This window comes from Paenibacillus sp. FSL M8-0228, from assembly GCF_038007385.1.
In the GTDB taxonomy this organism is placed as follows: Bacteria; Bacillota; Bacilli; order Paenibacillales; family Paenibacillaceae; genus Paenibacillus; species Paenibacillus polymyxa_D.
The window spans coordinates 5,867,540-5,878,403 of record NZ_JBBOXA010000001.1 but is presented as its reverse complement, the minus strand read 5'-3'; the positions used below and the strand labels follow the sequence as shown (position 1 = coordinate 5,878,403).

10 protein-coding genes are annotated in these 10,864 nt (G+C 44.5%); all 10 read left to right on the top strand.

Annotation, left to right across the window (positions count from 1 at the left end; all coding sequences use genetic code 11):
* The first annotated feature begins 1,073 nt into the window (after positions 1–1,073).
* The 10 genes from rpmH to MKY98_RS26570 all read left to right on the top strand — a co-directional run bounded on the left by rpmH (position 1,074) and on the right by MKY98_RS26570 (position 10,766).
* Entirely contained in the window at positions 1,074–1,208 is a 135-nt protein-coding gene (rpmH, locus tag MKY98_RS26615; protein WP_007433250.1) for a 50S ribosomal protein L34, read from the top strand.
* Positions 1,209–1,471: 263 nt separating this feature from the next.
* Positions 1,472–1,822 (top strand): ribonuclease P protein component, encoded by a 351-nt coding sequence (gene rnpA, locus MKY98_RS26610; protein WP_029518974.1) that lies wholly within the window; start codon positions 1,472–1,474, stop codon positions 1,820–1,822.
* Positions 1,823–1,893: 71 nt separating this feature from the next.
* Complete coding sequence (locus tag MKY98_RS26605; protein ID WP_029518972.1) at positions 1,894–2,760, top strand: YidC/Oxa1 family membrane protein insertase; 867 nt, start codon at positions 1,894–1,896, stop codon at positions 2,758–2,760.
* A complete protein-coding gene (gene jag, locus MKY98_RS26600; protein ID WP_069012579.1) occupies positions 2,757–3,518 on the top strand; it encodes an RNA-binding cell elongation regulator Jag/EloR in 762 nt (253 codons plus the stop codon). Before MKY98_RS26605 ends, jag begins: the two co-directional genes overlap by 4 nt.
* 128 nt (positions 3,519–3,646) lie before the next feature.
* Entirely contained in the window at positions 3,647–5,023 is a 1,377-nt protein-coding gene (gene mnmE, locus MKY98_RS26595; protein WP_069012578.1) for a tRNA uridine-5-carboxymethylaminomethyl(34) synthesis GTPase MnmE, read from the top strand.
* Positions 5,024–5,120: 97 nt separating this feature from the next.
* Positions 5,121–7,010 (top strand): tRNA uridine-5-carboxymethylaminomethyl(34) synthesis enzyme MnmG, encoded by a 1,890-nt coding sequence (mnmG, locus tag MKY98_RS26590; RefSeq protein ID WP_069012577.1) that lies wholly within the window; start codon positions 5,121–5,123, stop codon positions 7,008–7,010.
* Positions 7,010–7,732, top strand: coding sequence for a 16S rRNA (guanine(527)-N(7))-methyltransferase RsmG (gene rsmG, locus MKY98_RS26585; protein WP_029518967.1), 723 nt, complete (start codon positions 7,010–7,012; stop codon positions 7,730–7,732). The genes mnmG and rsmG overlap by 1 nt, the downstream gene beginning before the upstream one ends.
* A 432-nt stretch (positions 7,733–8,164) precedes the next feature.
* Positions 8,165–8,983, top strand: coding sequence for a nucleoid occlusion protein (gene noc / locus MKY98_RS26580; RefSeq protein WP_029518966.1), 819 nt, complete (start codon positions 8,165–8,167; stop codon positions 8,981–8,983).
* Positions 8,984–9,169: 186 nt separating this feature from the next.
* Positions 9,170–9,931 (top strand): ParA family protein, encoded by a 762-nt coding sequence (locus MKY98_RS26575; protein ID WP_023991152.1) that lies wholly within the window; start codon positions 9,170–9,172, stop codon positions 9,929–9,931.
* A complete protein-coding gene (locus tag MKY98_RS26570; RefSeq protein WP_029518964.1) occupies positions 9,924–10,766 on the top strand; it encodes a ParB/RepB/Spo0J family partition protein in 843 nt (280 codons plus the stop codon). The genes MKY98_RS26575 and MKY98_RS26570 overlap by 8 nt, the downstream gene beginning before the upstream one ends.
* Positions 10,767–10,864: the final 98 nt, after the last annotated feature.

Here is a 10,864-nt window from a genome sequence, read left to right as displayed (position 1 = left end):
AGACGTCACTCCTTTTAAATCCTGACATTTTACCGAATTAAGCTGCAGAGAGCTGCTCTCGGCGCTTCGGCAAAACGCCTAAAATCACAAAAATGTTGTTGAAGGCCATAAAAAGACATACCGCCGCCTAAAACATGCGGCAGTGTGGTGAGAGAACGCAGCACAAAATGACCCTGAAAAATAGCTAATGGAAATTCCGCTGCTGACCAGCAGAAGAAAGGCGATATTTCTCAGGAGGGAATGTGCGGCACGATCCGTTCTCTTGATCCCGCAGGCCAAAACGGGACTGCAATATGTCGAAATCAAATGAAAAATGTAGAATATATCCCCAGAATCCCGAATCCGCACAAAAATAAAAAGATGGATAAATTGAACTTGTTCACAACTTTATCCACAGGGTGTTGATAATATGGAGGGTAAAACAACATATTCACATTCAAAAGTAATATCATCATAGCAAAAGAAGCCTTGTATTTCAATGACTCGTGGTTATTTATCCACAAATTCAATCTGTTGTGTACAATTTTTATTCACAACACAAGATATTGTTTATAATTTGTTCAGTTTTCGACAATAACTCTTTTTCGCTCTAAAATGTTATGCACAGGTTATGACCATTTAAATCACAATTCAGTTCTTTTTGTGAATCTGTGTATAATTGCCGTTGCCTTTTGGTCACAGAGGCTTATTTTTCTGTTGAAAATTTCCGGTAACGTTTCCGACAATATTTTTGAACGAACCTGATAACGTCGATCTGAAAATAGGATGGATTCAAGTTACAGAATGAATAAATGTAAAAAGGACAGTTTTGGAGGAGTGAAAACTACAAATAGAATGCTGATAATGGAGGAAAGACGAAAGGAATTTTATGAAATAAGGGAATAAAAGAGTGAAGTGAGTCAGCGGGGTAAAGAGGAGGAGGCTTCCTGAAGGGGAAAAAGAGGAAGAGGGTTTATAAGTACATTGACTTTGACCGCTATTTGTGGTTAAATGTACAAAGGTGTTTTTTGTGGAGATTGCTATGTTAGGTATATTCCATATAAAACGTATTCCTTGTAAGGAGGTGCAGCACAATGAGACCGACTTTCAGACCGAATGTCAGCAAACGTAAAAAAGTTCACGGCTTCCGTAAAAGAATGAGCACGAAGAATGGCCGTAAAGTTTTGGCAGCTCGTCGCCAAAAAGGTAGAAAAGTATTGAGTGCGTAATGCGTGCATAAAGACCACTACGGTGGTCTTTTTTTTCATAATTGAGGTATTCAGGGATGCGATCCCTTCTTCTTTTGTTGTAAAAATGTAGTGAAAGAAGAGGGAGAAGCCCAGCATCCTGTCCTATATTAGATGAAGCTTTTGAAAACGGATATAAAATAAGCGAGATTACCATGTTGGAATGTTGTCCATACTTCTTACTATATAAAAGGTAAAGGTTAGCTTACCGACATGTGTAAAAGAGATGAGCAAGGAGAAGCGCCGTGCAAAAAAAATTGCGTCTACGAAACCGGGCGGACTTTGGGCGCGTATACCGCCATGGCAAATCTTTTGCCAACCATCAGTTTGTGGTGTACTGGTTCCGCCGCAGAGAGGTAGAGCAGTTCCGCGTCGGAATTTCGGCCAGCAAGAAGATCGGCAATGCAGTAGTTCGCAACCGGATGCGCAGAATCGTTAAGGAAATTGTGCGCCATCATGAGCATGAATTGGTGGAGCAGATTGATCTGATTTTTATCGTTCGTAAGGGTGCAGTTACTAAGTCGTATCAAGAGCTGGAGAAAAGCGTGCTGCACGTTCTACGCAAAGCCTCGCTGCTCAAGTCTTCACGCCGATAGTCAGTATCTTTGTCCTACAGGATATGGTATGATTTACGTTGGAATGGATTGGTTAAGAAAGGGGTTATGAAGTGTCGCGTTTGAAGACTCAACGGGGAAAATGGTTCCTCCTGATTGCCTTATTGGCACTTGTTGCTGTGCTGTCCGGATGTGCCCAGACGGCCCACAATTCTTACACGACGGCAGACTTGGCCAATGGATCAGTTTGGCAAAGATATGTCGTTTACTGGTTTTCGTATGCGCTAGATACATTTGCCCAATGGTTCTCTGGAGAGTATGGCCTGGCCGTACTGGTTCTGGTGATTATCGTGCGAACCATTATTTTGCCGCTTACACTCAAGCAAGTACGTAGTTCCAAAGCTATGCAGGCCATTCAGCCGCAATTAAAAGAAATTCAAGCGAAGTACAAGGATACGCCTGAGAAAGTCCAGCAAGAGACGATGAAGTTGTTCCAGGAAAACAAGGTCAACCCGATGGCTGGATGTCTTCCTTTGGTAGTACAGATGCCCATTTTCATCGCGCTTTATAATGCCATTTATTATAACTCGGCATTGCGGGATCATGACTTCTTGTGGCTCCAGTTAGGTAAACCGGATCACTTGTTTATCTTGCCGATTTTGGCGGCGATTACGACATTTGTCCAAACTTGGATGATGATGAAAATGAATCCGACGCCGCAGCAAGGACCGATGCAATTTTTGCTGTACGTCTATCCGGTGCTGATTCTGTTCATGTCGTACAACTTCCCATCCGCTTTGCCGTTATACTGGTTCTACAGTAATATTTACACGATCATTCAAAACTATTTCCTTTATCGGAATAAGGATAAAGAAGCAGCACTGGCAAATGTGAAAACAGCCAGTCTCGCGAAAACGGGTTCCTCCAATAGTAAGAAAAAAGGCGGCAAAAACACGAAGGGGGCTAAAAAGTCGAGATGACCAAAGTCGTGACATCAGGAAAAACCGTTGAAGATGCTGTAAGACAAGGACTCTCCCAACTGGGAGTAAGCCGTGAACGGGTAACCGTAAGCGTGTTGGAACAGCCGTCAAAAGGATTCCTGGGGTGGCTCGGGGTCAAGAAGGCGAAGGTGGAGCTTACGCTGCTCTCTGAGCCGTCTCCTGAAACCACACACGCGGCTGAATTTCATGTATCGGCTCAAGCACCTTCTAGCGTGGGACAGGCTTTATCAGAAGAAACTGGGCCTGTTGCACAGGAAGCACAGATGAACACAGAAGCACCTTCGGGACATGTAGATCCTTATGAAGAGGCGGTGCGTTTCATCCGTGAAACAGCAGCAGGAATGGGATTGGACGTTAAAGTTGATGTCCGCCACCGCAAGGATGAAAGTACACTGGATATCTCCGGTCCGTCGCTCGGTATGTTGATCGGCCGCAGAGGACAGACATTGGATGCATTGCAGTACCTGACGAATATCGTTGCCAACCGTCATTCTGACAAATTCATCCGAATTGTGCTGGATGCCGAGCAATTTCGTGCACGTCGGCAAAAAACGCTGGAGGATTTGGCAGATCGGTTGGCGAACCAGGCTATTCGTTATGGCAAGGAAGTGGTGCTGGAGCCAATGCCGTCACAGGAGCGGAAGCTGATTCACGCCAAGCTCCAACAGCATGCGCTGGTTAGAACATACAGCAAGGGGGACGAGCCCAATCGGCGCGTCGTCATTGCTAAAAAATAATCCGACGCAATGGCTCTCTGCAAGATGCAGAAGCCATTGTTTTTTTTCTTATATTTCTCGCTGAAACGGCTGCCGTCCTTGATGAAGGACGGCAATGTCGTTTCTACTTGATAGGAGGTAGAAACTTTATGCTGAGCGATACTATAGCTGCCATTGCAACGGCTGTCGGCGAGGGCGGTATTGCGGTTGTACGGGTCAGCGGGCCAGATGCGGTCACGGAAGTGGAGGCTTTGTTTCGTAGTAAAACGCCTCTAAGCAAAGCTCAAACTCACACGGTACATTATGGACATATTATAGATCCCCAAATCCAGGAAAAGGTGGAGGAAGTTTTAGTTACAGTAATGCGGGCGCCACGCTCTTTTACGACAGAAGATGTCGTAGAAATCAGCACTCATGGCGGGGTCGTAGCCGTCAAACGGGTGATGGATTTACTATTGCTGCAAAATATACGTCTGGCTGAGCCAGGGGAATTTACGAAACGTGCTTTTCTGAATGGTCGTATTGACCTAAGTCAGGCGGAGGGTGTCATTGACTTAATTCGCTCCAAATCAGATAAAGCTTTTTCGGTGGCTTTGAAGCAGGTAGATGGACAGCTGTCCCAGAATATTCGTCGCTTGCGTCATGTTTTGGTGGAGACACTTGCTCATATTGAAGTGAACATTGATTATCCTGAGCATGATGTTGAATCTTTTACATCTGATTTAATCAAGGATAAAAGCAGTCAGGTCATGATGGAAATTGATCGGCTGCTGCATATGGCGGAGCAGGGAAAGATTTTGCGTGAAGGGTTGACCACAGCGATTGTTGGAAGACCAAATGTGGGGAAATCATCACTGCTGAACACATTGGCTCAGGGCGAGCGGGCCATTGTGACCGATATTCCGGGCACAACCCGTGACGTTATTGAGGAATATGTGACGATTAATAATATTCCACTCAAGTTGCTGGATACAGCTGGGATTCGTGAAACGATGGATGTTGTGGAACGGATTGGAGTAGAACGTTCGAGAACGGCGGTTAGTGAAGCAGATCTGCTACTCATCGTCATTAACGCCAACGAACCACTGCATGAGGATGAAATGGCATTAATGGAACAAATCCGCGGTAGACAAGCGATTGTCATTATGAATAAAATGGACTTACCGGCCCAAATAGACCGGGATTTGTTGCTGCGTTATGTTCCTGAAGAGCTTATCGTACCAATGTCTGTGAAGGAAAATGAGGGAGCGGACCGACTGGAGCAGGCTATATCCAAGTTATTCTTTAGCGGCAAGCTGGAATCAGCGGATATGACATATGTCAGCAACGTACGGCATATTGCTTTGTTGAAGAAGGCGCGCCAATCGCTGGTAGATGCCTATGAAGCTGCTGATCAATTTGTTCCGATCGACATGATCCAGATTGATGTAAGGCTGGCATGGGAGCATTTGGGTGAGATTGTAGGCGATACTGCGCATGATGCGCTAATAGACCAAATATTTTCACAATTTTGTCTAGGCAAATAGAACATTTAAGCATGGCTGATATAAGCCTGCTATCGTTATAGATATACAAGAGCATATTCGGCGTGAAGACCGAAATGTATAAGGAGGTAAGAAAGGTATGGGTTACCAAGGAGGCGACTATGACGTGATTGTCGTAGGCGCGGGCCATGCAGGTGTAGAATCGGCCTTGGCAGCAGCACGGATGGGCTGTCGCACGTTGATGATCACAATTAACCTGGATATGGTCGCGTTCATGCCCTGCAACCCGTCTATTGGCGGTCCTGCAAAAGGACATGTGGTGCGAGAAATTGATGCACTAGGCGGCGAAATGGGTCGGAATATAGACAAGACATTTATCCAAATGAGAATGTTAAATACTGGTAAAGGTCCGGCGGTTCATGCATTGCGTGCACAAGCAGACAAGTTCTCTTATCAGCATGCGATGAAGGAAACGATGGAAAAGGAACCGAATTTGACCTTACGCCAAGGTATGGTTGAAGAACTGATTATGGAAGATGGTCATTGCGTAGGTGTAATCACGAAGACGGGCACAGAGTATCGAAGTAAAGCAGTTGTCCTGACCACAGGCACTTATCTGCGCGGGAAAATCATTATGGGCGAGCTAATGTATGAGAGTGGTCCGAACAATCAACAGCCTTCGTTGAGATTGTCTGAGCATTTGAGAGAGCTGGGTTTTGATCTGGTTCGATTTAAGACAGGAACGCCACCACGTGTGCATAAGGACACGATTGATTTTAGCAAAACGGAAATACAACCGGGTGATGATCAACCGAAGTTCTTTTCCTATGAAACGAAGTCTTCGGATAATGAACAGCTTCCTTGCTGGCTGACATATACTTCAGTAGAAACACATCAGATTATTAATGATAATTTGCACCGTGCGCCTATGTTCTCTGGTCTGATTGAAGGAACGGGACCACGATATTGCCCATCTATTGAAGATAAAGTGGTACGCTTCAGTGATAAGCCTAAGCACCAAATCTTTTTGGAGCCTGAAGGTAAAAACACATCTGAATACTATGTTCAGGGCTTGTCGACCAGCTTGCCAGAGGATGTACAATTAGCTGTACTGCGTTCGATTCCGGGGATGGAAAAGGTAGAGATGATGCGTAACGGCTATGCTATTGAATATGATGCAATGGTACCTACGCAGTTATGGCCTACTTTGGAAACGAAGAAAGTCCCAGGCTTGTTCACAGCAGGTCAGATTAACGGTACTTCCGGTTACGAAGAAGCTGCGGGTCAAGGAATTATGGCAGGGATTAACGCAGCTCGTAAGGTGCAGGGCAAAGAGCCTGTCGTATTGGACCGTTCGCAAGGCTACATCGGGGTCCTGATTGACGATCTGGTGACGAAGGGGACGAATGAGCCATATCGCTTGCTGACGTCACGTGCAGAATATCGTCTGTTGTTGCGTCATGATAACGCTGATCTGCGATTGACTCCGATTGGGCATGATATTGGCCTAATTACGGATGAACGATACGAGCGCTTTTTGGATAAAAAGCAAAAGGTAGATCAAGAGATTGAACGCTTGCGCTTGGCGAAGGTTCGTCCAGTTGATATCAATGAGATGCTGGAGCAAGGCGGATCTGCACCGATACAGGATGGCAGTAATTTGTTAACGGTGCTACGTCGACCAGAGATCAGTTATGCGCAAGTAGCACAAATCTCACCTTCACCTATAGCTCTTACGGAGGAAGAACAGGAGCAGGTGGAAATCCAAATTAAGTATGCGGGCTACATTGAAAAGCAATTGATGCATGTGGAGCGTCTGCAAAAGATGGAGAAGAAGAAGCTTCCAGAGGATATTGTATACAATGAAGTTCAAGGACTGGCCATTGAAGCCAAGCAGAAACTTGAAATGATCCGTCCGATGTCGATTGGTCAGGCATCCCGTATTTCGGGTGTAACCCCTGCGGATATTTCCATTTTGCTGGTTTATCTGGAGCATTATAACCGCGTAACAGCAGCAAGGGGATCATAATGGACGCGATACAACAGCAATTTAAGCAGCGGCTGGCAGAGCATAGTATTGTGATTAATGACAGTCAGTTAGAGCAGTTTGAAGCATATTACCGTGTGCTGGTTGAGTGGAATGAAAAAATGAATCTGACGGGTATTACTGAGCGCGATGCAGTGTACACCAAGCATTTTTATGATTCTCTTTCCCTGGCTTTTTATGTTCCGTTAAAAGATGTGGAAAGCCTGGCCGATATTGGGTCAGGTGCAGGTTTTCCAGGTATTCCTTTGAAAATATGCTTTCCGCAGATTCAGTTGACTATTGTAGATTCGTTGAACAAACGTATACAGTTCTTGGCCCATGTAGTAGAGCAGTTGGGCTTGGAAAATGTTGAACTGGTTCACAGCAGGGCAGAGGAATTGGGGCGTAAACCAGGATACCGCGATAGCTATGATCTAGTGACAGCCAGAGCGGTTGCTCGTCTCGCCGTATTGAATGAATTTTGTTTGCCGTTTGTCCGTGAAGGAGGGCACTTTGCGGCGATGAAGGGCAATGATCCTACCGAGGAAATCAAGGAAGCTTCTTACAGTTTGAAAGAGCTAAAGGGAAAAATCAAACATGTTCAGGCCTTCCAGTTACCTGTTGAAGATGCAGCCAGACATATGATTATTATTGAGAAAAGAGCGGCGACACCACGGAAATATCCGCGTAAGCCGGGTACTCCTTTGAAGGCGCCGTTAGTGTAAATGTTTGAAAGAAAGTGAATGTTTCACGTGAAACATTCACTTTTTTTATGGCTGATAGACTCTTTACATAAAAGCCTCTTTGTTAACATGTGTTCTTGTTTACATTTGGGGAGGAAGATGAATAGATAGTTATCATAGAGGATGCATAATTTATTCTCTGATCCTTCCGAAAAGCTGGTAGAGACGATAGGATTATGGCTGGAAAAGTGATAGAATAGAGATAATCGTTTTAATGTAAGTTGACTGCTCCTGTACCCATGAATTCAGATATACATATAGGGGAGTGGGACAACAAATGTCGGGTGAGTACGTGGAGTGTACCCGCTTACGGCGCTGTTTCATATAGAAGGGTCTACGATCCGCGTAAGGAACTGTTTTTCACGAAGCGCTGTTAGTATGGTGCTATTATGAAATTAGGTGGTATTATACGGAATGAAAGAACAATTTTCCAAGCTATTTGGTTTGACGGAGCGATCTACTGGGGACGAAATAAAACAAATTCCAGTTCGGGATATTGTCAGCAGTCCTTATCAGCCCCGTACCATATTTGACGACGAGAAGATTGATGAGCTATGCCAGACCATTAAGACGCATGGTGTAATTCAACCGATTGTCGTTCGTTTCCGTAATGGGCAATATGAGATTATAGCAGGGGAACGTCGTTGGAGAGCTGTCACCAAGCTGGGTATGGAATCTATTCCAGCTATTGTTCGTGAGTTTAATGATTCACAAGCTGCATCCATCGCGTTGATTGAAAATCTTCAACGGGAAGGGTTAACTGCGATTGAAGAGGCTGTAGCTTACCAAAAGCTGATTGATCTACATCAGCTCACCCAGGAAAGCCTCGCTCAACGACTTGGCAAAAGCCAATCCACTATTGCTAACAAGATACGGCTGCTTCATCTACCGGAGAGAGTGAAAGAGGCTCTAATGGAACGGAAGGTATCCGAGCGTCATGCTCGTGCATTATTGTCATTAGAGACTGAAGAACTACAGTACAAGGTTTTAGATGAAGTCATTGCCAAGGAACTCAATGTGAAGCAGACAGAGGCACGAGTTGCCTTTTATAAACAAGTATCCACTAATAAGAAATCGAAGCGGATTTCCTTTACCAAGGATGTCCGGCTTGCGCTGAATACAATTCGTCAATCCATTGATATGGTGTCTGGCTCAGGCTTGGATATCAAGACCAAGGAATCTGATCATGAGGATCACTATGAGATTGTCATTCAAATTCCCAAACGTAAGTAAGGGATGAAGCGTACAGGCGGCAGCAATTGCCGCTTTTTCTGTCTAACGCCGAATAAAACCGCAGCATACTCAATTCTATTCTGAAATTGCCGTTATCCCTAAGATAAGGACTAAGTAACGTCTCCATAGAGCGTTTTGCAGGTATGGAGTGTAGCAGGATTCCGATTAAATTATGAGGTGAATGAAGTGTCAAAAATAATAGCCGTAGCCAATCAAAAGGGCGGAGTAGGCAAAACAACTACTTCCGTTAATTTGGGCGCCGGACTTGCTTCCCTCGGCAAAAGGGTATTGCTCGTGGATATCGACCCGCAAGGTAATACAACCAGCGGTGTGGGTATCAATAAGGCGGATGTGGCAAATTGTATTTATGATGTACTCATTAACGAGGTTGATCCTAGCGAAGCTATTGTCAGTACACAGGTTGAGGGATTAGATATAATTCCGGCAACCATTCAGTTAGCAGGCGCGGAAATTGAACTGGTGCCGACTATTTCTCGTGAGTTGAGATTAAAAAGATCGCTTCAACTCGTTAAGCATAATTATGATTATATACTAATTGATTGCCCACCATCGCTGGGTATTTTGACGCTCAATTCATTGACGGCTTCCGATTCAGTCATTATCCCAATCCAGTGTGAATATTACGCATTGGAAGGATTAAGTCAATTGTTGAATACCGTGCGATTAGTGCAAAAACATCTGAACACCTCATTGCAAATTGAAGGTGTGTTGTTAACCATGTTTGATGCTCGCACGAACTTGGGTATACAGGTGATTGAAGAAGTGAAAAAATATTTTCAAAGCAAGGTTTATCAGACGATTATTCCACGCAATGTGAGACTCAGCGAAGCACCTTCACATGGCCAGTCCATTATTACGTATGATCCCCGTTCCCGTGGGGCAGAGGTATATATTGAGTTGGCAAAGGAAGTGGTATCTTATGAGTAAACGGTTGGGAAAAGGACTTGATGCACTCATTCCCTCCCTTACGGTCAATGAAGAGGATAAGGTTGTTGACATTCCGCTGAGCCAGTTGCGTGCGAACCCGTACCAGCCTCGCAAAACGTTTGATGAAGAGTCCATTAAGGAATTAGCCGAGTCCATTCGTCAGCACGGTGTTATCCAACCTATTATTGCACGTAGTGTATTGCGAGGATATGAAATCATAGCCGGGGAAAGACGATTTCGGGCATCTCAATTTTGTGGGAATCCGACGATACCTGTGGTTGTTCGTAATTTTACGGATCAGCAGGTGATGGAGATTGCTCTGATTGAGAATTTGCAGCGTGAGAATTTGAATGCTATGGAAGTAGCAGTAGCTTATCAGGGATTAATGGATCAATTTTCTTTAACTCAGGAAGAGTTGTCCATGAAAGTGGGAAAATCACGCTCTCATATTGCCAATTTCCTTCGCTTGCTCGCATTACCTGAAGAAGTTAAAGATCATGTTTCACGTGGAACATTGTCTATGGGACATGCTAGAGCTATTGTTGGCCTCAAAGATCCAGACATGGTGAAACAGTTAGCACAACAATGTATTGAACAGCAGTGGAGTGTTCGCGAGCTGGAGGAAGCCGTACAGCAGTTGGATCATAAGCCTGGTGAGGCGAAAGCCAAAGCAAAGGTACGAAAAAAGGACCCCTATATTGACCATATGGAAGAGTCCTTGCGTGAACGCTTTAAAACAACTGTGAAGATCAAGCATAATAAAGATAAAGGCAAAATTGAATTGAATTATTACAGTCAGCAGGATTTGGAAAGATTACTGGAGCTATTACAGTAGTTTGTTGAAATATGGACATGTCTCCTTGAGCAAAATGGAAAGTGAGATATGTCTTTGCTTTGTCTGGAATTGCAGGAATTAGAATGGTTTTGATGGAT